Raw genomic sequence first — 25,732 nt, 5'->3', positions numbered from 1 at the left:
AACTATCCTTACAGAAATATTTTTTCTCTGATTAATGAATTGGGAATTAGTCCGTTTACAACTTGGACTCGTTCCGCACAATATTCTCCCGCAGGTTTGGAAGTAGAATCTCCGATTTTTCAAGATTTACCTAGACTTCCCACACCTTTAGGAACTTTTATATATCCTCAATTTCAAAGATTACCATTAATTGACCGTTTGAGTGCCTTACCCTTACTTTATAGTTTGATTGATTTTGATAATTCAGATCAGGCTTGGAAACGTTACGATTATCTGACAGCCCGTGAATTATTCAAAACTTTTGGTGTTTCTGCCCGACTCTATAAAGAAGCTTTTGAACCAATGTTATTAGTGGGTTTATTTGCCCCGGGTGAACAATGTTCGGCGGCGGACACATTGGGAATGTTATATTATTTTATTCTGGCACATCAACCGGATTTTGATGTGGTTTGGTGTCGTGGAACTGTGGGAGAAAAAATCTTCCGTCCCTGGGTAGAACAAATAGAAAAATTAGGTGCAAGAGTTCTATCTAAACATAAAGTTACAGATGTAATTATAGATAGCAATAATCACGTTAAAGGTGTAGTTTGCAATGATGAAATTTTTGATGCTGACGCTGTAATCTTTTCCGTCGGTGTCACAGGAATGAAAAAGATTGTTTCCAGTAGTCCGAGTTTACAAAATCGTCCAGAATTTAGAAACTTAAATAATTTAGGGGCTGTTGATGTTTTAGCAACTCGGTTATGGTTTGATAGAAAAATAGATATTCCCCGTCCTTCTAATGCTTGTTTTGGTTTTGATGATTCTACAGGATGGACATTTTTTGATTTGAATGCTTTACATGATGAATTTAAAAATGAACCAGGAACAGTAATAGAAGCAGATTTTTATCACGCTAATCAATTTCTGCATTTAAGTGATGAGGAAATTGTGCAAATAGTTCAAGGTTATTTAACAAAATGTATTCCCGGTTTTAGAGAAGCGAAAGTCATAGATAGTAGTGTGATTCGTTTAGCAAATGCAGTGACACATTTTGCCCCTGGTAGTTATCGTTATCTGTTACCAGCTAAGACAAGTTTACAAAATCTGTTTATGAGTGGAGATTGGATTATTAACCGTCATGGTTCATGGTCACAAGAAAAGGCTTATGTCACAGGTTTAGAAGCTGCAAATTTAGCTATTTCCTATTTAGAAACTGGGGAAAAAGCCAATATTTTAGCAGTGGAAGCAGACGAAAATCATATCCAATTTGCCAGAAATATCAATCAAGTTGTTCGAGATGTGGGTAAATCTATTTTACCTAATTTCTGGTTGCCATAAGATAAGACAAGAATTAAAAAGCCCCCTCCTCGCTTGCGGGGAGGGGGTTGGGGGTGGGGTTTTTGTATTTCACTCAAACGAAAAACGCTATAATAATGTTGGGTTTCCTTACGTCAACCCAACCTAAATAATTTAGGCTCTTTTTCTACCATCTAAACCTTTTTGCACCCAATTTAAACATTCATAAGGTGATGAAAATAATTTGGGGGCGGCAATATTAGTTAATGAGTCTGGTGCATAATGGTCATAATAACATCTACTATTTCTTTGATAAACAATAATTAGATTATGACGATAAACATAGCGTGATTGAAAAAAATTACCTTGACTCACAAAGTCCATATTTAGATCAATATGTTCTTTAGCAATATCAACAATATTGGTAACAGTATTACTATACATTGCCGCTGGATTTTCTGAACCATGAAACCGGCTTTTATGTCCAACTTCCGCTAATAACTTATATGAATAGATTTCATAATCATCAACCTTGCCAAAAACAAAAGGGATAATTAAATATCCTTTATATGCAACAGAACTTTCATAAAGCAGCCGATTCATTTAAATCTCCTTAGAGGGATAAGTATTATATTATTACCACAGACTGAGTTGATGCGAAGATTGTTGTAAATTATTCTCAGGAAGAGGGGGAACGACTACACCACTTTCTTCTAATAACTGTTGGAAATAACGGGCATTATGAGGAGACATATCTTCTATGGGACAATGCACAAAGAAATAAATTTTTATTCCTGCTTGTAACCATTCTTGAATTTGTCTAACCCACTCCTCCATAAATATCTGATTCATTGGTAACTGTGGGTGAGAGATAAAACGAATCAAAGCAAAAGGCGCAGTTATACTAAATTGCACAGGTAATTTGGGTTTACGTCGTTCTGATAATAATTGCGGGTCATCATCTCCGGTATAAATTGGACGTGAATCTAATAATACTCTTCCCACACCTAATTCCTCTAGTAATGCTGTCAAATTACTAGCATGAGGTTCTTGAAACCACTCACTATGTCTAACTTCCAATGCTAAGGGTGTCTCTGTGCGCGGCCAAGCCGTCAAAAAAGCCGTCAAATCGTCCAGTAAAGCCGGAGAATAGCTGGGAGGGAGTTGGGCAAATAGGGGACCCAAATGAGTACCTAAAGGGCGCATTTTCTCCAAAAAAGCTAAGGCTTCGGGAATATGGGGTTGTAGTAATTTTTGGTGGGTGATATTTTGCGGTAATTTCAGGCAAAATTCAAACCCTGGTGGCGTTTCTGTCGCCCAACGAGTAACGGTTTCTGCGTTAGGTGTGGCATAGAAAGTAGTATTTCCTTCTACAGTGCTAAAGCGGCGACTGTAAAGATTTAAGAAGTCAGCATTGCGAGTTCCTGGGGGATAAAGTTCTCCCAACCAACCCTTGTACGCCCAAACTGCACACCCGATATAAAAGTTCACAAAATTAAAATGCTTGGATATGTTTTATTTAATTATACAATTCGATAAAAAACATTGACTATTGATATTATTGTATAAAGATTATACTTGCTAAATAAATTAGTAATTTTATGCCAAGAAAAGACCAGGGTTGGGTGACATTCCAAGCATCTGAAGAAGAACGCAAGATATTAGAAGAATTTTGTCAAAGTTCCCAACGGACTAAAACAGAGATTTTGCGAGAATTAGTCCGGGGACTTAAACAATATTCAGCACCGCCTATATCATCAACTTCACCGGAACAAGTAGAAACAAAAAATAAAAATATTGAATTTGAAATTGTTAGTCCCAAAAAAGCCTTAAAAGTTAGTTCTCGTAATGTTTTAAAAGGAGTTGTAAAACGAGTAACTACAGGCAGTATAAATGCCGAAATAACTTTAGAAATTGTGCATAAAGTTGAATTAACTTCCATGATTACTAGGGTTTCGGCTGAGGAGTTAGAATTATCTGAAGGGACAGAAGCCTATGCTGTAATTAAATCTAATGATATTGTTATCGCCAAAGATTAGAAATTAGAAATAGATGTAAATAAACTTTCTCAAACTTCAAAAAGCTAGAAAAAATTAGTCGGTTTCAACCGACTTTAGCTATTAGACAGGGAATTTATTCCCTGGCTACAATGGCTACAATGGCTACAATGGCTACAATGGCTACAATGGCTACAATGGCTACAATGGCTACAATGGCTACAATGGCTACAATGGCTACAATGGCTACAATGGCTACAATGGCTACAATGGCTACAATGGCTACAATGGCTATATGGTTAATTTAATCTTAGTCTAAGCCTCGACTTTTACGCCCTTCCAGAAAGCAACATAACCTTGGATATTTTTAGCCTTTTCCTTAGTGCTAGGATAGTACCAAGCGGCATCTTTATTAACTTGTCCACCAACTTCAATACTATAGTAACTGGCAACCCCTTTCCAAGGACAAGTGGTATGAGTGCTGCTGTCTGTAAAGTATTCCTTATTAATAGTGTCAACCGGGAAATAATGATTTCCTTCCACAACTACCGTATTATTGCTTTCGGCTAGAATAGCACCGTTCCAAATTGCTTTCATGATTTGAGTCTCAAAAAAAGTTAATAATTCATATTGTTACATTTAAAATGATAATTTACCAACGTGATACAGTGAATTCTAGTAATTTTTTTCAAAATACCACCTGTCAATCTCGAAATAACTTTTATTGATTATAGTAAACCTATGAAACCAGAGGATTTTGCCACAACGGCGATTGATGATTGGGATGCCTTCTTGCCCAAAAACCATAAAAATCAACCCATAGACAATCAAGCATACCGCATTTTTGAACCCCAATGGCAACCAGCAATATTATCCTGGTTTGGACGGGAAGATGTACCCAAAGAGTCAAAAGAGGCATTTATTCAAGCTTTGGTCAATTTTGAAGATGGCTGTGTACCATATCAGGGTAAGGGTTTTTATGGTTATCGCGCCTATTTTTTAGCAGCAGCGGCGATCGCTCAATTCCCAGAATCGGCAAAAGCTGATAACATAGTTCAACAACTGGTAAATTGGAAATTAGATTATTATCGTTTCAATAGCATTGAACAGCAAGTCACTGTAGGACTTCAAGAAACCGACAGAACCAAAGCCATAGATACTTTAGTCCAATCAATCAACACATTACAACAAAATTTTACCCTTTTTCTCGCCATTACCAGCTTAGAAACAATCGGATCTGGTAGTGAAAAATCCATTTCCGCTTTAACCCAACTATTGAATACGTCACAGGATAAAGACATCCGTAGACGAGTAGTTAAAAGCTTAGGAAAAGTAGGCTATGGTAATGAACAAGCTATTTCCGCCATAGTAAAAATTATAACTACATCAGATAATAATGATATCCGTAAGCAAGCGACTGAAAGCTTAGGAGAAATAGGCTATGGTAATGAACAAGCTATTTCCGCCTTAGTGCAGATTTTAGATACAGCACAAAATGATGCTATTTATTGGCAACTAGCTGAAAGCTTAGGTAAAATAGGCATTGGCAATGAAAAAGCCATTTCTGCTCTAGTACAATTACTAGATAAATCAGGCAATAAATATACAAGTCAATTAGGGAAAATAGACAATAACCACCAAAAAGCCGTTATTCTCCAAGCGGCTACAACCCCAGATAAAATAGAAACTGATCACGAAAAAGCCATTACCGATTTAATCCAAATTTTAGATGTATCAGAGGATGATGAAGCTCTTATTCAAGCACTTTATACACTAGGAGAGATAGGCAAAGGTGATACAAAAGCCATCTCTACTTTAGGGCAACTCCTGGACACATCACAGAATGAGTCTATCCTTGTGCAAGTAGCCGAAAGCTTAGGAAGTATAGATCCTGGTAACGAAAAAGCTATCTCCGCTTTATTGCAACTTATTAACACATCAGAAAATGATGAAATTATTGTCTATGCACTAGAAAGCTTAGGCAATATAGGTATGAATAATGAAAAAGCCATTGCCGCCTTAGTGCAACTTCTGGATAAATCACAGAATGAGTACACCCATAAACTAGCCGCTAAAAGCTTAGGAAAGATAGTCACTAGCAATAAAGATATATTCTTGGTGGTGCAAGCTTTACGTCGCTATAACCCACATTCCGCACCCCAACTGTCACAGGAGTGGAATTACATAGGCAAGAAATAAAATTGAGAATAAAAAATAACATATTATCGAGAAAATACATTGGCAAAAAAGAAAAACACCAAAAATGGCATCAAAACCCATTGTCAATAAGGAGCAACAAGAATGAACACCACCCAGAGGGAGAAAAAGATAAATAAATGAAGATATTCAAGATACAGATTATAAGTTAGACTAATAAATTGAAGTAAAAAACGAAATTATAGACATAGTAAAATAGAGCAATAAATCAAACAGATTAGCTCCTAAATCTGATATTAATTAAATTAATGGAGAGAAGAATTAAGTGGCTAATTGATAGTAATGAAAACAATCATCTGGTAAAAGATTCAGAATAAAATCCCTATCTTGAGTCCAATTAGAGACGTGTTGTTCGTTGTTATATTCAACTAAATGAATACACTGAAAGCATTGAAAAATCCAGCGTAAAGTAGGACGGTCAGTTGCTTTACCTAATTGATTTTTAATTGTTGATTTAGAATCTTTCAGAGCATTTCTAATTTGACGTTGAGCCAAAGTATAAACCAGTAGACATAAACCCATAATCATTCCCAGAGACTCTATTCTCTCAGGACTTTTGAGAAAAATACTGTCTGCAAAAAATAATGGGTCTTTAAGAAAACCGAACCCCCGCTCACAAGACTGTTGAGCTTTATATTCACTCAGCATGGAATCATTGCTAAGTTCATTTGAATCTAAAACATTCGTAGCAATAATAAAACGTCCTGCACTCAGCAATTCTGTATTAATTTTACTTTCATTTTCGGAAACTGTAGCTGATATTTGGTAAGATATTTCTTCTGAAGAATCTTTTGTCTTAAATTTGATTTGAGTAACCAAAATTTCGTTAATTTGATGATATTTGAATTGTTTTGATAATTTTGATAATGCCTTGATAGCATCAGCCTCACAAGCAAATCTCTCTTGTGATAACTTTTTCAAATCTTTCACAGCTTTTGATTCTGCTTTGGTAATTTTTTGTCTGAGCTTACGCAGGTCTGATTCTCTTCTTTCTTGACTTTGCACTACTAACCATCTTTGTTCTATCCCTGCATAATTTTCGGTTTTTGATGCTAATTTATATCCTGGTATTGTACTATCAATAAATTCTGATTCTGGTAATGTTGATATTAATGATTTTGCTGCTTTTATGCTTAATGGTACTCGACATAACCAACGTAATTCTGACATCATTTTCAGGTTTGATTCTGTATATAAAGCAGCGTCAGCAACGATGAGACTATTAACTTCTAATTGTTTTTGATATTCTACTGCTATTTGACCAAAGCATGATGAATCTGTTTGGTTTCCTGATGCTAGTTTTAAAAATATTGGTATGTCTCCATCTCCTGAACATATCATTTCTATGATGAATTGTTTTAAATCTGGTCTATGGTCACGGGAATAACCGTAGGTGATGGTTATCTCTTTTGGTGATTTTACTGCTAATTCTTCTAATTCTTGGTTATTTCCTACTTTTTGATTCTCAAATATTACTTCTGGTAAACTTGTATTATATTGCCCATGCACGTGTATTGATGATGAGTCTAAATGCGAGGTTGACAGTGATACTCCAAATTTTTGTGCTGCTTTTAAGGCTATGATAAAAAATAGTGTATCCAATCCTTTGATAAATAGTTTATCCATAACTCTCCCCAGTTTATCGTCGTTGAGATATTCTGGTTTTACTCCTGCTCCTATTAGATGTTCACAGGCGATTGTTTCAAAATATTGGGGAAACATATATGGTTCTTCGGTTATTTTTATGGAAACCCTGGTTCAAAATCATTGAAAGCCCTATTGTGTAGGCATTTCATTGAAAATATGGAAATAATTGTTTATAACCCTTGTCCCGTAAGGGTTTTGTTATCATCAATCCTCAATCACCATAAAAGAGACGCAAGAGCCACATATATAAGGGTTTCGATACAAATCCTAACCCGTTTATTATCATGGCTTTTACTACTTGACCTGCACTTACTTTCTCGTCTTTTTCAACTCCTATTAATTCATTTATTATTTCTACTATTCCGATTGAATCTATCATCCCTGCTACTATCCCTAGATGATCTATGTTTTGAATTTCTATTTCTTGGGGTTTTAATTTCACAACAGATTCCTCTACTTGTTCTATTGTGATTCTCTCATTTCTTGCTTTTGTGAACAATTAATTTTTTAATCATATCGAATTTTCTCTTTCTTTCAGTCCCGTTACGAAGTTCCACTTTCTCACTCCATGCCCAGCTTAATGCTACTTACTATCATTAAGCCTCTTACCCTTCGAATGATTTTTAGTTATTATGTACTACTCGCTAGGCTTTTTTGATATGTGACAGTTCAGGGTGCGGAATGTGGGCTATAAGCTAGATAGTGAAGACTATGATTTGATTTGGAATTGCGCCCAAAATATGCCCTATCCAGAATTTTATCAAGCTTGGCATCATTCTTGATTTATCAGAAATATTTTCCATTTTTCTGTTTGCTGGGTTATATTTTCACACCCATAATTTTTGCTATCTTGTCTACTTCTACTAAGTCTTGACGTTCTAATTCATAAGCAATAAACGGGGCTATTTTTTTTAAATGTTTAAAGGGATAGTCCTGTGTATAATATTCCTTTAACAGCTTAAATCTCCTTTGAGGACGATTTTCTTCATTGAGTTTAAGCCGTGCAATTGTAGAAATTACCCTTCCTTTTAGTGGCTCTAAAAGATTATTATTAGGTTTAATCAACATAGAAGGAAAATTAATAATAAAACTATCTGCTGGTAATGCAAAAGGATCTATAACATCGAGATATGTATGTTTTTTAGAGTTCATTTTTGAGCAAGCAAGGCGGAAATTATCCCATTCATAAGCAGATTTATGCTCTTTAGATTTGGGAATAAAATGATCAACTGTTGGGCTACCTGTGTCAAACGAAATCCATTGTGCTGAATATGCACAAATATGATTATAAGCATCATATAAATCACTTAATGATTCTCGCCAATAGGTAGCTTTGTTATTTTCGTAATCTTTATTGCTAGGATTAGGAAATCTGCTTAAAAAAGCTAAACCTGGTTGTCTAACTTTTTTGTCGAAATCATCAGGTTCAGGCTGGGGTTTAATAGGAATCACAAGTTTACTCCATGCTGTTCTGCAAAATAAACCCACCTCGGCCAAAATTCATCATCTTCTGATAAATACCTTGCCAAATCATTTGATACTTTTGCCACATCTTCCGAATTTGGATTATCTGATAATTGTAAAACTTTCGCTGCTTCTATAGCCTTTTCTGCTTCCAAAGAACGAGCATGACGCAATTTGAAAACATCAGACATTAACCAAGAGTCTACCACACCTTGACGGATAAAAGGAAGTTCTTCAATTTGGACTTCATTACCTGATAAATCGCTTTTCACCAGTTCTAAACTAAATAGCTTATCAACTCTTTCATCAAATCTAGGTTCTACAGATGCCATAACTAAAGGAGAATGAGTAGCAACCATAATTTGCACTTGTAAATCAGATGCTAAATCATCTCTCACATCTAACAAAGCAGGTAAGATAGCCCTTTGCCATTGGGGGTGAAGATGTGCTTCTAATTCATCCACTAAAATAACCATTCTCTTCTGTGGTTCTCTGCGGATAAGTTTTGATTGTATTTTATGTTCTTCATAAGCCCAAACTATCAAATAAGCCATTGTAATTATCCGCTGTACCCCTGCGGAAGCATGAATAATGGGAACAGTTCCATAAGGATGTTCTATAGTGGGAATTTCTCTAGCATCATAAGGAAGTCTGACAGGTTCTCCCGGTTTCAAAATTCCTAAATCACCTTCAGATGGTGGTGATAAACGTTCTAATACTTTTACTAAGGTGTTAAATGGATATTTATCTGGTCTACTTTGCCATTGAATCCAATCTTGTAATAATCCATTAATAAAAGTATTGCCATTTTCATCTTTTTGACCATTCCATAACTCATCTTTTGTAAACACAAAAGGAAGTGGTTTTTTCTCAATATTTCTAATCCGTGAAGAAGATGACAAATATTGTTTTGCTGTGTCCCATACGGCAAAAGAACCATCTACTCTGGCATAAATTAAAAGACCTGGAATAGTTGAGCGATTTTTAATTTCATTCCATCTTTGAAGCTGCCAATCATAAGAAATACTCTCTGTATCAGATTCAGAATCTCCAGAAATTTGAAATGTAATTACAGGTTCATCATCACTTGCAGTTTGCGTTGGATATGCTGGTAAATTTGCCCACTGTCCAGTTAAAGCCCACCAAGCACATTCTAGTAAAAAAGTTTTACCTAATCCATTATCACCTGTGATTAAACTCAGTCGTTCTGCCGGTTCAAAACAAAGTTTTTTTGCAGCGCCTACACCTTGTATTTCTAAATAAGTTAAAGCACCTTCTTCTGGTAAAATATCTGGAGGTTTACCAATAACAGTTTTTAATTCTTCCCAAGACACTACTTTGTCTTGAAAAAGTTGGTTTATATTGATATTTTTAGGTATAGAAATATCAAATAATTGATTAATTTCTTGTTCATTTAATAAAAATTCATTTTTGAAATTTTGAATAATATCTTTTGGTGTTGTTTCAGATGACCATTCTTTTTCACAATATATCCAGACAGCTAAATGAAAAGCAGGAATTACTTGATTGTTATATAAACAAGATTTCAAAATTTCAATATAGTTATCTTTCCACCCCAAGTCATCATTGCTTTGATAATTTAAGGCTTGTTGAAGGATTCCATATATTCGATGATTTAATTCTTCTTCAAATTTATTTAATGATTCTCTAAATGGTTCTTTATAAAAATCTTGTATAATAGAACCTATATATATATTAACTGTTATCCATCTTTTTTCATTTTTTGGTAAACGGAAACATCTATAAGAATATGCTGATTCCTTACAGGGTTTATAATAATTTTCTAAAAAATCTTTAATTTCTGAATGTAGAGATATTTCAATAGTATTACCTACTGGTAATTGTAATTGTTTAAATTTTAAAAAAGTAATTCCCCAAAAAGAATCTACCTTTTCCAAATATTTAAGAGAATCTCTAATCTGGTCAATACTAATAAACATGAGTTTATCCGGTTCACTTTTTTAAATTAATCCGAAGAAATTATAGGTTAAATTCTTTCACAAAATAGCAAAATACAAAAACCTGGATAATTTTTAAAACTAGCTTACCTAGTTTATGACAAAAAATATCCAACAAACACAATCTACCAGAACTAACGCAAAAACTCTCTAAAACTCTTCTTCCTTCGCTACCTTCGCTCCTTCGTGGTTCGTTCATCTAATATCTTATCATCACGAAGACAACAAAAGCATATATCTACGCCAAGTTGGTCATTCATTACTTCATTATCTTCAACCAACTTAGTTTTGCCCAAACTACTCAAACCAATCTTCACCTCCTGGTAATTGTGATAAATAATTATCAATCATCTTTGTTAACTCTTTAGGTTGATATTCATAAGTTAACAACAAAAGATTTTCAGCAAAATCAATTAATTCTTTTTCTTGTAATCTTTGAGAAACCTGACTCGGTTTTAACGTACCGCCAAAAATCTCCGCACTAGCTGGACGAATTGCCATTTCTACGGCTTCTGCTAAATATTCACCCCATTCATCAGATTTAATATAATAGGATTTTTGATTATCTTTAATATTCAACTTGGCAATTTGAATCACAGAATCAGAAATTGAAGCAATCCAAGAATTAGTTAAACGCTGTTCAATTTGATTTTTAATCAGATGAATAACCAACCTCACTAAAAAAGCTTCTATTTTTCGCAAAGTTCCCTGTTTGCTTATCTCCTCCAAATCATCAAGAATTTCCAAGGCATCATCATAACGCCCTTCTAATATAGTTTGTCTTAACTCCATTAATTCTTGCGTCATAGTTATTTCCTATAATTAGTAATTGGTGATAAAACTCTCATCCTCTGTTCATACTCAAATCCTGATATGACTATACCACGCTACCCTCTCAGACAATTTCCCTCCATCTTGTGTCTATAATTATAACTACTATCCCTCTACCAATTCCCCAACGTGCGTTAAAATTCTAATATATTCATCACAACTCAGACACGCAACAGCCATCTACCATGCTTCAGTACCCAGACCTAGAAAAATCTTTAAAACATCATTTTGGTTATGATCAATTTCGCCCTGGACAACGGCAAATTATCGAAGATGCACTAGAGAATCGTGATTTAATGGTAATCATGCCCACAGGTGGGGGTAAATCTCTGTGCTTTCAATTACCGGCACTTTTAAAACCCGGTTTAACAGTGGTAGTCTCACCCTTGATAGCTTTAATGCAAGATCAAGTAGAAGCACTGCGAACTAATAACATTTCTGCCACATTTCTCAATAGTAGTCTCAACGCCTATAAAGTTCGCTCCCGTGAAGAAGCGATCATGAATGGTAAAATAAAATTGCTTTATGTCGCCCCAGAACGCCTTATTAGTGACCGATTTCTCCCCCTTTTAGACGTAGTTAAGGAAAAAGTGGGGATTTCCACCTTTGCCATTGATGAAGCCCATTGTGTCTCAGAATGGGGACATGATTTCCGCCCAGAATATCGGCAATTAAGATTACTCCGCAAACGTTATCCTGATGTGCCTACAGTTGCCCTCACCGCTACCGCTACAGATAGAGTCAGGGCTGATATTATTGAACAATTAGGATTAAAACAACCAAGTATTCATATTGCTAGTTTTAACCGCCAAAATCTTTATTATGAAGTCCGGGCTAAGAGTAACCGCGCTTACGCCGAATTATTAGAAATAGTTAGAGAAAATGAAGGTTCAGGAATTATTTATTGTTTAACTCGCAAAAAAGTTGATGAAATAACTTTAAAACTCCAAAATGATAAGATTTCTGTTTTGCCTTATCATGCTGGTTTAAGTGATGATGAAAGATCAAAAAATCAAACTCGGTTTATTCGGGATGATGTGCGAGTAATGGTAGCCACCGTTGCCTTTGGTATGGGCATTAATAAACCTGATGTGCGGTTTGTGGTGCATTCCGATTTACCCCGAAATCTAGAGAGTTACTATCAAGAATCAGGGCGAGCCGGTAGAGATGATGAACCTTCTAAATGTACATTATTTTTCAATTATGGTGATATTAAAACTATAGAATGGAGTATTAATCAAAAAACCGATCCTCAAGAACAATTAATAGCTAAACAGCAACTAAGACAGGTAATTGATTATGCGGAAGGGACAGATTGTAGACGCACAATTCAATTAAGTTATTTTGGGGAAAGATTTCCCGGCAATTGCGGAAATTGTGATAATTGTCTTTATCCCAAACCTGTTCAAGATTGGACAATTGAAGCCATGAAATTTTTATCTTGTGTGGCTAGGTGTAAAGAAAGATTTGGAATGCTGCATATTATTGATGTTTTGCGAGGTGGAAAAAATCAGAGAATTATTGTTAATAAACATGATCAACTTTCTACCTATGGAATTGGCAAAGATAAAACAGTAGATGAATGGCGAATGTTATGTAGATCCTTATTACATCAAGGATTAATAGAACAAACGGCTGATGGTTATTCAGTTTTAAAACTAAATGCTTTAAGCTGGGAAGTCATGCGAAAACAACGCACAGTTTCCATTGCTGTTCCTACAGTCAAAAAGATGACTTGGGAAGAGGGAAGTGGCAAATCCGCAGATGTGGAAGTTCTCATGCAAAAATTGCGATCGCTTCGTAAACAACTCGCAGACGAACAAGCCGTGCCACCCTACGTTATCTTCCATGATTCTACCTTAAAATTAATGGCACAAAGCCAACCCAAAACCTTAGATGAATTTGGCAATCTCTCCGGCGTTGGTAGCCATAAATTATCTCAGTATGGCGAAAGGTTCTTAGCAGAAATTCAGACTTATTGCCAACAACAAGGTTTGCCAGAAAAAACTATTAATCGAGTTAGTTCCTCACCTTATTCTCACTCACCATCTGGCACAGAATTAACTACATTAGAGTTATATAACCAAGGATTGAGTATTGAAGAAATCGCCCAAAAACGCAATATTCGCCCCACGACAATTATCCGTCATCTCTCAGATTTAATTGAGAAAAAACAATCTTTAGACTTAAGTAAATTAGTCCCCCTAGAACGCCAAAAGAAAATATGGAATGTCTTAGAAGTTGTTGGTGATATTTCACTCACGCCTATTCGGGAAAATTTAGGTGAAAGCTACAGTTTTGATGAAATTCGTTTAGTTAGAGCAAAATGGCGACGGGAAAAACAGAAATCTCCTAAAGATGATATTGACTTTTAGTTTTTAGCCGATAAAGCCAAAGATAGCAGCTTAGGTAAAACCAAACAAATAGCCGCATTTAATAGTGTTAAAAATATACCATCTATTAAATTCATAAATAACTCCTTTTTATAACTACTGATGATCGAAACATCTTTATTTTGCAACTTTGAATTTTTAAATAGAAATCCAGTAGGGGCGCAGGGCCTGCGCCCAAGTGCAGGAAATACAGGGAATACGCCCAAATGCAGGGAATACAGGGAATACGCGCTAACACTCTCCTTAATTAGGAGAACATTGATTACAAAAACGCGGGCTAAATTTACAAAATTGACTACCAGTTAATGCGTAGGCTGTACAGTAGGGAAAACTAGTTATTCCCATTTTGGCGGGTTGGCAATCAGATACAATAGAAAATGGTTGAGATTCTTGAGGTTTACGAGCCAAAATTATAGACAGCAGCTTGGGTAAAGCTAAACAAGCCCCCGCATTGATGACAGTGAGAAATAATACATCCATCAAATCTATAGGGAATTACTCCCCGACGAAATTACATAGGAACAGTTTGGTTAGTCTTAAAATATATGGAAATGTAGTAAGACCTAACCATAGTATTTAGCTTATATAAAATCAGTTTAGCATAGATTTTTATAATGGAAAGGTAATAATTCAGTAATTGTTATCAATTAATGTGTAAACTAAATATTAAATAGCGTTATTAAGAGAACCCCACAAAAAAGATAATCCAATCTTGTGGGACGGGCATCTTGCACATCCTTGTATTATTAGCAGGTAAGATGCCCGCACCACAAGAAATTTTGGGATATTATTTGAATTGGAAGTCTCTAATTGAATTTAACAGTAGCATTTATGACAAAAAAACAATCTGCAACTTCTTTCTTCAATAACATTTCTGCACAAGAAAGTCTAGCATTACAGAGTTCCGTAGATTACACAAATGTTGAGTTATTACCAGAAATTTGGACTCTAGCGGCAAAGAAATTTGATAATATTATTGCTCTACATAATCCTCACTCTAAACCAGAAGTAAAAATTACCTATGGTCAGTTGTCAGAGCAAATTCAACTATTTGCGGCTGGTTTGCAAGCGCTAGGTATCAATACCCACCATAGCGAAACTCTTCCCTATGGTGAACGGATTTCCCTGATTGCTGATAATAGTCCTCGCTGGTTTATTGCCGATCAAGGTATTATGACTGCTGGAGCGGTAAATGCAGTCCGTAGCGCCCAAGCAGACCCAGAAGAACTACTTTATATTATTTCCCACAGTGGTAGTACAGCCTTGGTAGTTGAGGATATCAAAACTCTCAATAAATTAGGGTCAGGACTCGATGAATTACCGATTAAACTCGTAGTTCTGCTTTCTGATGAAACACCACCCACAGAATTTAATTTCCCAGTGGTGAACTTTACCCGGTTATTAGAAATTGGTAGCAATAACACCATAGTAGCAACTAAGCACACTGGTGAAACATTAGCGACCCTAATTTATACCTCTGGAACTACGGGAAAACCCAAGGGTGTGATGCTATCTCACAAAAATTTACTGCACCAAGTTAAAAGTTTAAGGGCAGTAGTACAACCGGAAAAAGGAGATATTGTCCTGAGTATTTTGCCCACATGGCATAGTTATGAACGCAGTGGTGAGTATTTTCTACTTTCTCAAGGCTGTACCCAAATTTACACTAATTTGCGGTCTGTCAAAAATGATTTGAAGAAATTCAAACCCAATTATATGATTGCTGTTCCTCGTTTATGGGAATCAATTTATGAAGGAGTGCAAAAACAATTCCGCGAACAACCAGCTAAAAAACAAAGTTTGGTCAAATTTTTACTGGATATGAGCCAGAAATATGTTGAAGCGCGGCGTATTTCCCAGGGATTGAGCTTAAATCACATTCACACCTCACTTGTTGAACGTTCCCAAGCTAAAATAGCAGAATTAGTCTTGTTGCCACTCCATATACTAGGCGAAAAATTAGTTTATGCCAAAGTGCGAGAAGCCACAGGTGGAAAAATTAAGCACGTTATTAGTGGTGGTGGGGCGCTACCTGCATATATAGATAACTTTTTTGAAATTGTTGGTGTGGAAATTTTACAAGGTTATGGTTTGACAGAAACCTCACCAGTAACTAATGCTCGTCGTCCTTGGCGAAATTTACGGGGTTCTTCGGGGCAACCAATTCCGGGTACGGAAGTAAAAATTGTCAATCCTGAGACTCGGCAACCTCTACCAGTCGGAGAACGGGGTTTAGTGCTGCTCAAAGGTCCACAAATCATGCAGGGATATTATCAAAATCCCGAAGCTACAAACAAAGCTATAGATGCAGAAGGTTGGTTTGACAGTGGTGATTTAGGGTGGGTGACACCTGAAAATGACCTAGTATTAACAGGTAGAGCAAAAGACACCATTGTTTTAACCAACGGGGAAAATATTGAACCACAGCCTATAGAAGATGCTTGTTTGCGATCGCCCTATATTGACCAAATTATGTTAGTAGGACAAGATCAACGTAGCATTGGCGCTCTGATTGTTCCTAACCTAGAAGCATTAGCCGCATGGAACCAATCTGAAAATCATACCGCAAAGATTGACTTAGAGAGTAGAATAGTCCAGGATTTGTTTCGTCAAGAATTAAATCGGGAAGTCCAAAACCGTCCCAGCTATCGAGCCGATGATCGTATTGGACCATTCAAACTCATTGAGGAACAATTCTCAATTGAAAATGGACTCATGACACAAACTCTGAAAATCCGTCGTCACGTTGTCATGGAACGATATTGCGATATTATTGACAAGATGTTTGCTAAATAATTTCCTAATTTCCCCCTAAATCTTGGGCGGGGAACCCCCTACTGACTCCTCTCCACACTACAAACTATTTAAGAGTGAACGTACAAATTTTATGGATGTCTCCAACCCTCAATTGCTTTTAAAACGCCCAATTAATGTCAAAGCCATAGTTACTAGTCTCTGGAAAGAGGAAGTACAACAGCAACTCCAAGCTCAGATTAATCAAGTTGACCAACAACTACAACAACTAGACGTTGAAGGACAAAGAGCAATTAGTGCCATTCAAAAGCAAAGTGTTCAACCACCAGGACCCCAAACACTCCAACAAATTGACAATATTCAACTGCAAGTCAATCAAAAGAAAAGTGAACTCCTAGAGCAGAAAAACCAAATGCTGCAAAACCTCCAGCAAGTACAATTGTTGGAATTAGATCAAGAAGTCAACCAATTTCAAATGGAAAGCTTTTTCCGCATCGAACCAGGTGATAACTTGATTAGTAAAATGCAGGTAGAAGTTGTCCTGCGTGATGGCATTGTTGAAGAAATTCGCGGAGATATCTAAACAACTTAATCCTCGACTTCTTGGAGAAGTCGGGGATATTTCTTGAAGCAGGGGAAGCGATCGCTTGTTTGATAAATAAATGACTATATTGAATCTCTAAAAGATAAATATTACTAATAATAGCTAAAAACCGAAATTTTTGACACACTACCCAATTTATAATCAATTAGATAGTTTGGCTTTGTTCCTGCTAATTAATCTTATAGGGCTTACGCATTGACAAAGGTTTCTAAATATGTAATGTAGATTTTATCTCTTGTAGGGTGCGTCAGACCCAATAATTTGGTAAAAAACAGATTTCCTCTATCTGACGCACCCTACTCAATAAGTGCGTCAGACCCGATAATTTGGTAAAAAACAGATTTCCTCTATCTGACGCACCCTACTCAATAAGTTATTCCCAAAGCCGAAAACGACGCAATTTCGTTCATTAATATGATCGTAAGTTTGTACAGTGCATAAGTCCTATCTTACTATCAAGTTTTCGACTTTATTCGATTATTGTCGGTATTGTCGAGTCGGGTTTCTGTCACACTTATTTCTGCGAAAATAACCTCTTTTGTTTTATGGTACTTGGGATTTGATTCCGTGAATCAGGGGACTATAGTTTATGTTAATGGTGGCGCGATTGATATATATGATCCATGTACTGGGATATCACTCCTGCTCATGCTATTAAGAGTTTCCATCACGCTAGTCATTCTTTTTCCCTTTTTACTGAAAAATATTTATTTGCCTTTTATCCTTTCATTCCTTATTAGCCCACATTCCGCACCCTGAACTGTCACATATCAAAAAAGCCTAGCGAGTAGTACATAATAACTAAAAATCATTCGAAGGGTAAGAGGCTTAATGATAGTAAGTAGCATTAAGCTGGGCATGGAGTGAGAAAGTGGAACTTCGTAACGGGACTGAAAGAAAGAGAAAATTCGATATGATTAAAAAATTAATTGTTCACAAAAGCAAGAAATGAGAGAATCACAATAGAACAAGTAGAGGAATCTGTTGTGAAATTAAAACCCCAAGAAATAGAAATTCAAAACATAGATCATCTAGGGATAGTAGCAGGGATGATAGATTCAATCGGAATAGTAGAAATAATAAATGAATTAATAGGAGTTGAAAAAGACGAGAAAGTAAGTGCAGGTCAAGTAGTAAAAGCCATGATAATAAACGGGTTAGGATTTGTATCGAAACCCTTATATATGTTTCCCCAATATTTTGAAACAATCGCCTGTGAACATCTAATAGGAGCAGGAGTAAAACCAGAATATCTCAACGACGATAAACTGGGGAGAGTTATGGATAAACTATTTATCAAAGGATTGGATACACTATTTTTTATCATAGCCTTAAAAGCAGCACAAAAATTTGGAGTATCACTGTCAACGTCGCATTTAGACTCATCATCAATACACGTGCATGGGCAATATAATACAAGTTTACCAGAAGTAATATTTGAGAATCAAAAAGTAGGAAATAACCAAGAATTAGAAGAATTAGCAGTAAAATCACCAAAAGAGATAACCATCACCTACGGTTATTCCCGTGACCATAGACCAGATTTAAAACAATTCATCATAGAAATGAAATGTTCAGGAGATGGAGACATACCAATATTTTTAAAACTAGCATCAGGAAACCAAACAGATTCATCATGCTTTGGTCAAATAGCAGTAGAATATCAAAAACAATTAGAAGTTAATAGTCTCATCGTTGCTGACGCTGCTTTATATACAGAATCAAACCTGAAAATGATGTCAGAATTACGTTGGTTATGTCGAGTACCATTAAGCATAAAAGCAGCAAAATCATTAATATCAACATTACCAGAATCAGAATTTATTGATAGTACAATACCAGGATATAAATTAGCATCAAAAACCGAAAATTATGCAGGGATAGAACAAAGATGGTTAGTAGTGCAAAGTCAAGAAAGAAGAGAATCAGACCTGCGTAAGCTCAGACAAAAAATTACCAAAGCAGAATCAAAAGCTGTGAAAGATTTGAAAAAGTTATCACAAGAGAGATTTGCTTGTGAGGCTGATGCTATCAAGGCATTATCAAAATTATCAAAACAATTCAAATATCATCAAATTAACGAAATTTTGGTTACTCAAATCAAATTTAAGACAAAAGATTCTTCAGAAGAAATATCTTACCAAATATCAGCTACAGTTTCCGAAAATGAAAGTAAAATTAATACAGAATTGCTGAGTGCAGGACGTTTTATTATTGCTACGAATGTTTTAGATTCAAATGAACTTAGCAATGATTCCATGCTGAGTGAATATAAAGCTCAACAGTCTTGTGAGCGGGGGTTCGGTTTTCTTAAAGACCCATTATTTTTTGCAGACAGTATTTTTCTCAAAAGTCCTGAGAGAATAGAGTCTCTGGGAATGATTATGGGTTTATGTCTACTGGTTTATACTTTGGCTCAACGTCAAATTAGAAATGCTCTGAAAGATTCTAAATCAACAATTAAAAATCAATTAGGTAAAGCAACTGACCGTCCTACTTTACGCTGGATTTTTCAATGCTTTCAGTGTATTCATTTAGTTGAATATAACAACGAACAACACGTCTCTAATTGGACTCAAGATAGGGATTTTATTCTGAATCTTTTACCAGATGATTGTTTTCATTACTATCAATTAGCCACTTAATTCTTCTCTCCATTAATTTAATTAATATCAGATTTAGGAGCTAATCTGTTTGATTTATTGCTCTATTTTACTATGTCTATAATTTCGTTTTTTACTTCAATTTATTAGTCTAACTTATAATCTGTATCTTGAATATCTTCATTTATTTATCTTTTTCTCCCTCTGGGTGGTGTTCATTCTTGTTGCTCCTTATTGACAATGGGTTTTGATGCCATTTTTGGTGTTTTTCTTTTTTGCCAATGTATTTTCTCGATAATATGTTATTTTTTATTCTCAATTTTATTTCTTGCCTATGTAATTCCACTCCTGTGACAGTTGGGGTGCGGAATGTGGGTTACACAGTTTGGTTTTATTGTGTTCACCTACTTAGACAAAAAGATTTACTCCCATACAAACGCCAAAATAGAGTATTAGGGGGTTGACAAATGATTTTGGATTTGTTATCATGAAAACGATAAGGAAGAACTGTCTTCTTACAAAAATTCATTCAATTCCCCAAAACCGCTGACAATAAAGTAGGCGGTTGTGTTTTGGGCAAAAAAACAGATAGTTCTCATTAATCTGATTTTTCCAAAAAATCACCCACTTGATCACAAAACTGTTAAAATTCGTAGATTGAAGTCCATATATTATTGATTCTGAAACCACCATATCATGAGCATTAACGAAGTATTTATGCCGGCGCTGAGTTCCACCATGACCGAAGGCAAAATTGTCTCCTGGGTCAAGTCGCCGGGAGATAAAGTAGAGAAAGGCGAAACGGTGGTGGTTGTCGAATCAGATAAAGCTGATATGGATGTAGAAACCTTCTATGAAGGATATCTCGCCCATATTATTGTTCCTGCCGGTGAAACCGCACCAGTCGGCGCAGCGATCGCTTACATTGCCGAAACAGAAGCAGAAATAGCCACAGCCAAGTCCCTAGCCAATGCAGATGGCGCTGCTGCCTCCTCGACACCTGCTCCCACACCAGTTGCAGTTGCCGCAGTTGCCTCCCCTGTCACCGCATCTCAAAATGGTTCTAACCATCAACCGGGCAGAGTCGTAGTTTCACCCCGCGCCCGTAAACTAGCCAAAGAACTCAAAGTAGATTTAAATACCCTCACAGGTAGCGGTCCCTACGGTCGCATTGTCGCTGAGGATGTAGAAGTTGCAGTTGGTAAAGTTCAGCCAATTACTACCCCTGTTGTCACTACCGCCCCACTACCAGTACCAGTAGCCGCCCCAGCACCTGTGTCTGTAGCCGCCCCAGTAGCAGCACCAATAGTAGCACCAATAGTAGCACCAGTAGTTAGTAGTGCTGTTCCCGGTCAAATAGTACCATTCACTACCTTACAAAATGCCGTAGTTCGGGGTATGGTAGCCAGTCTATCCGTACCTGTATTCCGTGTTAGTTACACAATTAGCACCGATGGACTTGATAAACTTTACAAACAAATTAAGTCTAAAGGCGTAACAATGACCGCGCTACTAGCCAAAGCTGTAGCCGTGACATTGCAAAAGCACCCCATCCTCAATGCCAGCTACTCAGACCAAGGAATTGTCAATCATCCTAATATTAACGTTTCCGTCGCCGTAGCCATGGATGATGGTGGTTTAATAACACCCGTTTTGCAAAATGCAGATACAGTTGACATCTACTCTTTATCTCGCAACTGGAAATCCTTAGTAGAACGCGCTAGAGCCAAACAGCTACAACCAGCAGAATACAACAGCGGTACTTTCACCCTCTCCAACTTGGGAATGTTTGGTGTAGATACCTTTGATGCCATTTTACCGCCTGGACAAGGTTCTATCTTAGCCATTGGTGCATCACGTCCTCAGGTAGTAGCCACAGCCGACGGCTTATTTGGTGTCCGTCAACAAATGCAAGTAACTGTTACCTGTGATCATCGCATCATTTATGGTGCTGATGCCGCCGGATTCTTGCAAGACTTAGCAAAATTGATTGAAACCAATCCTCAGTCTTTGACAATGTAAGCACTAATACTCAGATCCCCGACTTCTTAAAGAAGTCGGGGATCTCAAAAGGGGATCTATAAAAAATATAAACATATACAAATTCCAGATTCTAAGAACTAACATGAAAACAAACAATTAATTAAAAACTGGTGTGTTATGACCATTAAAAAAGAATTCAACAGCTTTGAAGAAATGCTATCTGGTTCAGATGTACCCGTATTGGTAGACTTTTATGCTGACTGGTGTGGTCCTTGTCAAATGATGGTGCCAATTTTAGAACAAGTCAACAGTCAATTGAAAAACCGTTTGCGGATTGTCAAGATTGATACAGAAAAGTATACAGAATTAGCCAGCCGATACGGGATTGCGGCTTTACCAACCTTGGTACTATTTAAGCAAGGACAGCCTGTAGATAGAATTGAAGGTGTTGTGCAAGCACCACAATTAGTACAACATCTGCAAACAAAGCTTTAACCTTTAAAATAGTTACTGTCTTCAATTAGAGATGCAAAATCCCGCGTCTCTATGACAGCAGTTTTCCGTGTATTTCTTCCTTTGCCCCTTTGTGCCTACACCAGCGGGATCTCTAAGAGAGATGGTGCAAAACAAGTAACCGCTCAATAATCCGGGGTAAATCCTTCCATGACAAGCCTCAAATGGCGTAAAATCGTTCCCGAACAGGTAGTCCGCCCCCATTTATTGAGAGGTTACCGAAACAAAATCCTGAAATTGATTCTGGAAAATCCACAAGGGGATTGCGGGAAGGCTGGGAGCCGCGTCTCTTTAGAGCGCGGGGGAAAGCCTACCCGTGCGGTTTTAACCGCTGCCAATATTCTCAACCATGATGCGGGTCATTAATATATCTTTCTATTGTGTCGGCGGCAACATTCCCCGCAGTTGAAAAGAAATAGCTACTAGTCCAAAGTGACGGTAGCTTTTTTAATTCTGGAAACTCTTTTCTTAGATAATTAGATGAGCGTCCTTTAAATGCTTTAACTACCTGAAATATTGCATCGGTTGGATGAATCTCTACAAATAAATGAATATGATCTGGCGCAACTTCTAACGCACGAATATTCCAGTCTTTTTCAATAGCTAATGCCGAAAATATCTCAAAAATCCTATCTCTGATTTTCCCAACAAGTACCTTCTTTCGGCGTTTAGGTATCCAGACTAGATGAATCACGCTCAACCCGACAGCGTGATTATAATGCCGATATTCATAAGAACTTTTTTTCATAGATTTTAGCTATTGACTTCCTTTTAATTGGAGATTAACATAGTTATATCATCAATTACATCAACAAAATAAGCCTGTGCAAATACGCTGGAGATTCAAGCTACAACCGAATATTGGGCAACAAGCCTTAATGTCTGAGTGGCTTGTTACTTTGCGGAAACACAGAAATTATTGTTTGGCAGAACGTCAGCGCGGTTTTGAGACTAATAACCAGAAATCAGATGAGTCCGTGATGTACTATTATGGTGCATTCTCAGACTTAGATAGTCGAATTGAATATGGTTCTTATTGCCCTTTAACCTGCCCTATTGTTAAACATGGCATCATGTATGCTGAGTTAACAAAAAATAGCAAAAAGCATGGTTTAATCTGGGGTAACGCGACTGATATTCAAAGTAAAAGAACAACTGAATTACGTTCTGAGTCTGAATGGTATAGCCGAATTAATTCAGATGTTTTACAAGGCAATTTAGCTAAATTAGATATTGCTTATAACGGATTTTTTCAACACAAAAGGGGTTTCCCTGCGTTTCGTAAAGCAGCTAACTTTAAAACTTTTCAATTCAAGCCAGGACAAGTAAAATTAACTGTTAATCGTGAATCTAATCAGCCAAGATGCTATTCCCATGCCTACTTTCCTGGACTGGGGACTATGCGCTATTTTGATAGTCGTACTATTCCAGTAGATGCTAACATTAGAACGGTAACAGTAATTCAAGAAGCTGATGGCTGGTACATGAGTGTATTGCTCAACTTGCCTGAATCTTTACCTGAAGTTACAGGAATTGAAACCGTTAAGTCGGCAGTAGGTATTGATGTAGGAATTAATAAATTAATTTCTTTGTCTGATGGTTCGTTTATTGAAAATCCTCATCTGGCAACTAATAAGAAAATTCGCCGTCAATTAAGAATTAGACAGCGCCGAGTTAATCGTAAAGTCAAGGGTTCTAACAATCGCAAAAAAGCTGGGAAAATAGTTGCCAAGCTACATAAAAAAATTGCAGATAAGCGAAATGATCATCAATGGAAAGCAGCTAATAAAGTTGTTAACACCGCTGAGGCAATTGTCCAAGAGCATCTAAATGTTAAGGCTATGAAATCCCGCTGCAAACCCAAAAGACAGCAAGGACGATTTATGGCTAATGGTCAATCTGCAAAACGTGGATTAAATCGCTCTATTTCTGATGCCAGTTGGGGCGAATTATTTTCTAAGATTGCTTGGCTGGCATTGAAGTCTGGTAAACCAGTATTATCCGTTAATCCTCAATTTACTTCTCAAGAATGTTCGGCTTGTCATCATATTAGTAAAGCTAATAGAGATGGCGAAAAGTTCATTTGTGAACATTGTGGTCATATTGACCATGCTGATACTCAGGCTTCTCGGACAATTTTACGAAGAGCTAATTTAAAATTTGTCAGCAAAGACATTAAAAACCTACCGGGGGACTCTCGGAAAGTTACGCTTGTCAGAGATGATTCTGCCAGTAATGGCAAACAGGATCAGGGCAAGAACCGTACATCTAAGGTAATACCTGAAAAGCGGATATTATTCGTGCAGTTGTCCTGACAATTATTCGATTAAGAATCCCCGCGTCTTTAGACCGGGGAGTGTCAAGCTATCTTGAATAAAGAATATCCAAGGAGTGCATCTTTATAATGAAAGGCAAACAAGTTTTACTTACAGGTGGCACAGGCGGACTCGGTTTAGGTGTCACACCCGCAGTTATCGCCCAAGGTGCAGATGTAACTATTCCTTATCGTAATCCTCAAGATGTAGAACGGCTCAAAGGAATTATTTCCCCGGCGGATTTTGCAAGAATTCATTTTATTCCTGCTAATTTGGAAGATGAAGCATCAGTAGAGAAACTGGTCAGCCGCATGACAAAAGTGGATGTGTTAATTCATTTGGTTGGTGGTTTTTCTATGGGAAAAACTCACAAATACAGTTTTGATGATTGGAAACAGCAAATAGATTTAAACTTAAATACAACTTTTTTGACTTGTAAATATAGCCTTGCAAGTATGCTGGAAAATGGCTATGGACGGATTGTGACTGTAGGTTCTCGCGCTGGTGCTGAACCTGCTGCACAGTTAGCAGCTTATTCTGCGGCGAAAGCTGGGGTAATAGCCTTAACAAAAGCGATCGCTCATGAAACCAAAAATACTAATATTACTGCTAATACCATTCTCCCCAGTATCATTGATACTCCCAGTAATAGAGCCGCTATGGGTACAGAAAACGCTGATAAATGGGTAAAACCCGAATCTATCGCCCAAGTTATCTGCTTTTTAGCCTCAGAAGCAGCCAAGGATGTCCGTGGTGCAGTCATTCCCGTTTATGGTAGTTTGTGAAATAAACCACGACTGAGAAAGAGAAAGGTTATGAGAGTGGTAAGCTGTTGTGCATTTAGTTTGTATAATTCTAGCGGGCAAGATGCCCGCACTACAAAGTTCAAGTAAATTATGGTTATCAAATTTAGCTGCGTAACAGCTTATCTGTTTGTTACTCAGCAGGTATCACCTATAATTATTAGACATCTCCAAAAATTAAATATGCGTGACCTCAAGTCACTGTAGAGACGTTCCATGGAACGTCTCTACAATCTTTACGGGAGATGTCTATTAGTTAAAGCGATCGCAATTGACTTTTTTCGAGAATCTGCTGTAATCTTCCATTAAGACTAATAATCGAAATTTTCAAAGCTAAAATACAGGTATTAC

The 25,732-nt window shown here is 36.8% G+C and carries 21 protein-coding genes and 3 pseudogenes; 14 read left to right on the top strand and 10 right to left on the bottom strand.

Annotated elements, in window-relative coordinates:
- Positions 1–3: 3 nt before the first annotated feature.
- Positions 4–1,320 (top strand): annotated as a pseudogene (locus NG743_RS16385) (hydroxysqualene dehydroxylase); the annotation flags it as partial.
- 132 nt (positions 1,321–1,452) lie between these two features.
- Here NG743_RS16385 and NG743_RS16380 read toward each other — a convergent pair.
- Positions 1,453–1,881, bottom strand: a complete 429-nt coding sequence (locus tag NG743_RS16380) for a hypothetical protein (protein WP_027403767.1) — start codon at positions 1,879–1,881, stop codon at positions 1,453–1,455.
- A gap of 33 nt (positions 1,882–1,914) precedes the next feature.
- The gene (locus tag NG743_RS16375) at positions 1,915–2,769 is read right to left on the bottom strand and encodes a DUF72 domain-containing protein (protein ID WP_027403766.1); all 855 of its coding nucleotides are present in this window, start codon (positions 2,767–2,769) and stop codon (positions 1,915–1,917) included.
- Between the two features lie 110 nt (positions 2,770–2,879).
- Here NG743_RS16375 and NG743_RS16370 point away from each other — a divergent pair, with 110 nt between their 5' ends.
- Together NG743_RS16370 and NG743_RS16365 are read left to right on the top strand one after the other, a co-directional pair.
- A complete protein-coding gene (locus NG743_RS16370; RefSeq protein WP_027403765.1) occupies positions 2,880–3,317 on the top strand; it encodes a TOBE domain-containing protein in 438 nt (145 codons plus the stop codon).
- A 110-nt stretch (positions 3,318–3,427) separates the two neighbouring features.
- Positions 3,428–3,583 carry a hypothetical protein gene (locus NG743_RS16365; RefSeq protein ID WP_236630620.1) on the top strand — a complete coding sequence of 52 codons (156 nt, stop codon included), beginning with the start codon at positions 3,428–3,430 and terminating at the stop codon, positions 3,581–3,583.
- A 7-nt stretch (positions 3,584–3,590) separates the two neighbouring features.
- Here the strand turns inward: NG743_RS16365 and NG743_RS16360 are convergent, their stop codons facing one another.
- Entirely contained in the window at positions 3,591–3,875 is a 285-nt protein-coding gene (locus NG743_RS16360) for a DUF427 domain-containing protein (RefSeq protein ID WP_027403764.1), read from the bottom strand.
- Between the two features lie 141 nt (positions 3,876–4,016).
- On the opposite strand from NG743_RS16360, the gene NG743_RS16355 reads away from it, so the two are divergent.
- Entirely contained in the window at positions 4,017–5,474 is a 1,458-nt protein-coding gene (locus NG743_RS16355) for a HEAT repeat domain-containing protein (protein WP_257120452.1), read from the top strand.
- Between the two features lie 279 nt (positions 5,475–5,753).
- Here the strand turns inward: NG743_RS16355 and NG743_RS16350 are convergent.
- Together NG743_RS16350 and NG743_RS27055 are read right to left on the bottom strand one after the other, a co-directional pair.
- Positions 5,754–7,220: pseudogene (locus NG743_RS16350) on the bottom strand (IS1634 family transposase); the annotation flags it as partial.
- Positions 7,221–7,377: 157 nt separating this feature from the next.
- A pseudogene (locus NG743_RS27055) lies at positions 7,378–7,518 on the bottom strand (DUF4277 domain-containing protein); the annotation flags it as partial.
- A 304-nt stretch (positions 7,519–7,822) separates the two neighbouring features.
- On the opposite strand from NG743_RS27055, the gene NG743_RS26930 reads away from it, so the two are divergent.
- The gene (locus NG743_RS26930) at positions 7,823–7,921 is read left to right on the top strand and encodes a hypothetical protein (RefSeq protein WP_371316425.1); all 99 of its coding nucleotides are present in this window, start codon (positions 7,823–7,825) and stop codon (positions 7,919–7,921) included.
- A 37-nt stretch (positions 7,922–7,958) separates the two neighbouring features.
- Here NG743_RS26930 and NG743_RS16340 read toward each other — a convergent pair whose 3' ends face one another.
- The 3 genes from NG743_RS16340 to NG743_RS16330 all read right to left on the bottom strand — a co-directional run bounded on the left by NG743_RS16340 (position 7,959) and on the right by NG743_RS16330 (position 11,389).
- Positions 7,959–8,591 (bottom strand): HNH endonuclease, encoded by a 633-nt coding sequence (locus tag NG743_RS16340; RefSeq protein WP_257120450.1) that lies wholly within the window; start codon positions 8,589–8,591, stop codon positions 7,959–7,961.
- A complete protein-coding gene (locus tag NG743_RS16335; RefSeq protein ID WP_257120449.1) occupies positions 8,588–10,564 on the bottom strand; it encodes an AAA family ATPase in 1,977 nt (658 codons plus the stop codon). The genes NG743_RS16340 and NG743_RS16335 overlap by 4 nt, the downstream gene beginning before the upstream one ends.
- Positions 10,565–10,879: 315 nt before the next feature.
- Positions 10,880–11,389 (bottom strand): hypothetical protein, encoded by a 510-nt coding sequence (locus NG743_RS16330; RefSeq protein WP_257120448.1) that lies wholly within the window; start codon positions 11,387–11,389, stop codon positions 10,880–10,882.
- Between the two features lie 209 nt (positions 11,390–11,598).
- On the opposite strand from NG743_RS16330, the gene recQ reads away from it, so the two are divergent.
- On the top strand, positions 11,599–13,788 hold the full coding sequence (recQ, locus tag NG743_RS16325; RefSeq protein ID WP_027403761.1) for a DNA helicase RecQ: 2,190 nt from the start codon (positions 11,599–11,601) through the stop codon (positions 13,786–13,788).
- A gap of 261 nt (positions 13,789–14,049) precedes the next feature.
- Here the strand turns inward: recQ and NG743_RS16320 are convergent, their stop codons facing one another.
- On the bottom strand, positions 14,050–14,286 hold the full coding sequence (locus tag NG743_RS16320) for a hypothetical protein (protein ID WP_193962007.1): 237 nt from the start codon (positions 14,284–14,286) through the stop codon (positions 14,050–14,052).
- 351 nt (positions 14,287–14,637) lie between these two features.
- Between NG743_RS16320 and NG743_RS16315 the strand changes: the two genes are divergently transcribed.
- From NG743_RS16315 to trxA, 6 genes are all read left to right on the top strand, one after another.
- Entirely contained in the window at positions 14,638–16,602 is a 1,965-nt protein-coding gene (locus NG743_RS16315) for an AMP-dependent synthetase/ligase (RefSeq protein ID WP_257120447.1), read from the top strand.
- 91 nt (positions 16,603–16,693) lie between these two features.
- Entirely contained in the window at positions 16,694–17,143 is a 450-nt protein-coding gene (locus NG743_RS16310; protein WP_027403758.1) for a YlqD family protein, read from the top strand.
- Between the two features lie 501 nt (positions 17,144–17,644).
- Positions 17,645–17,923, top strand: a complete 279-nt coding sequence (locus tag NG743_RS26925; protein WP_371316424.1) for an archaeosortase/exosortase family protein — start codon at positions 17,645–17,647, stop codon at positions 17,921–17,923.
- 290 nt (positions 17,924–18,213) lie between these two features.
- Positions 18,214–19,809: an IS1634 family transposase gene (locus NG743_RS16305; RefSeq protein WP_257122144.1), complete on the top strand. Its 1,596-nt coding sequence runs from the start codon at positions 18,214–18,216 to the stop codon at positions 19,807–19,809.
- Between the two features lie 654 nt (positions 19,810–20,463).
- Positions 20,464–21,789 carry a dihydrolipoamide acetyltransferase family protein gene (locus tag NG743_RS16300; protein WP_257120445.1) on the top strand — a complete coding sequence of 442 codons (1,326 nt, stop codon included), beginning with the start codon at positions 20,464–20,466 and terminating at the stop codon, positions 21,787–21,789.
- 138 nt (positions 21,790–21,927) lie between these two features.
- On the top strand, positions 21,928–22,245 hold the full coding sequence (gene trxA, locus NG743_RS16295; RefSeq protein ID WP_168696993.1) for a thioredoxin: 318 nt from the start codon (positions 21,928–21,930) through the stop codon (positions 22,243–22,245).
- A 361-nt stretch (positions 22,246–22,606) separates the two neighbouring features.
- Here the strand turns inward: trxA and tnpA are convergent, their stop codons facing one another.
- Positions 22,607–23,011 carry an IS200/IS605 family transposase gene (gene tnpA, locus NG743_RS16290; protein WP_039202577.1) on the bottom strand — a complete coding sequence of 135 codons (405 nt, stop codon included), beginning with the start codon at positions 23,009–23,011 and terminating at the stop codon, positions 22,607–22,609.
- Positions 23,012–23,141: 130 nt separating this feature from the next.
- On the opposite strand from tnpA, the gene NG743_RS16285 reads away from it, so the two are divergent.
- Positions 23,142–24,578 carry an RNA-guided endonuclease InsQ/TnpB family protein gene (locus NG743_RS16285; protein ID WP_257120444.1) on the top strand — a complete coding sequence of 479 codons (1,437 nt, stop codon included), beginning with the start codon at positions 23,142–23,144 and terminating at the stop codon, positions 24,576–24,578.
- Between the two features lie 89 nt (positions 24,579–24,667).
- The gene (gene fabG / locus NG743_RS16280) at positions 24,668–25,363 is read left to right on the top strand and encodes a 3-oxoacyl-ACP reductase FabG (protein ID WP_257120443.1); all 696 of its coding nucleotides are present in this window, start codon (positions 24,668–24,670) and stop codon (positions 25,361–25,363) included.
- The last annotated feature ends 369 nt before the right edge of the window (positions 25,364–25,732 follow it).

This window comes from Dolichospermum heterosporum TAC447, from assembly GCF_024584745.1.
Classification (GTDB): domain Bacteria; phylum Cyanobacteriota; class Cyanobacteriia; order Cyanobacteriales; family Nostocaceae; genus Dolichospermum; species Dolichospermum heterosporum.
This window is presented reverse-complemented; position numbering and strand designations above follow the sequence as displayed.